Below are 686 nucleotides of genomic sequence, written 5' to 3'. Positions count from 1 at the left end.
GGAGGAAGACAGCGAGCCCTTTACCGAAAAGATGACACGCCTTACCGCTCAGCTGAAAACGCAGTTTGAAGAGTCGGACCGGCTGGAAGGTGAGATTAAGGATAACTTGGCGGGGCTGGGTTATGAGTTCTGATTTCACTACTGTTAGATTGGAGCAGCTTGGGCCGATAGTTACAGGAAAAACCCCTCCTAAATCGATCGATAAGGCTTTCGATCAATGCGGGACGCCCTTCATTACACCAAAAGATATGGATGGTCGGAAATGGATTGATGCTACTGAACGTTATCTGTCAGATCTAGGACTAGATGCTGTAAAAAAGTCAATTGTTCCAAGATGCAGTGTTGCTGTGTCTTGCATTGGCTCGGACATGGGGAAAGCGGTCTTAGTTGATTGTGACTCAGTTACTAATCAGCAGATAAATACGATATTGGTCGACTCGGAAAAGTGGAACCCTGAATACATTTACTATTTACTTACCACTAAACAGCAATTGCTAAAAGATATTGCTGGAGGTTCGGCAACCCCGATTCTAAACAAAGGCCATTTTGGCAAGGTTGAAATCGATGTCCCCTCGAAAGAGTTGCAGGATCAGGCTGCTAAAGTTCTTTCTGCTTTCGATGAAAAGATAAGACTCAACACCCAAACCAACCAAACCCTCGAACAAATCGCCCAGGCCATTTTCAAA

Annotated in this window: 1 protein-coding gene; it reads left to right on the top strand. The window is 44.9% G+C overall.

Going from position 1 to position 686, the window contains the following annotated elements:
* Window positions 1-122: 122 nt before the first annotated feature.
* Window positions 123-686: restriction endonuclease subunit S (locus S1OALGB6SA_RS09885; RefSeq protein WP_195910426.1), on the top strand; the 564-nt coding region annotated here is incomplete at its 3' end.

Source organism: Olavius algarvensis spirochete endosymbiont, assembly GCA_900608495.1.
Taxonomy (GTDB): Bacteria; Spirochaetota; Spirochaetia; order DSM-2461; family DSM-2461; genus UBA2779.
Note: the sequence above shows the minus strand (reverse complement) of the source record. Positions and strands in the feature narration are given on the sequence as shown.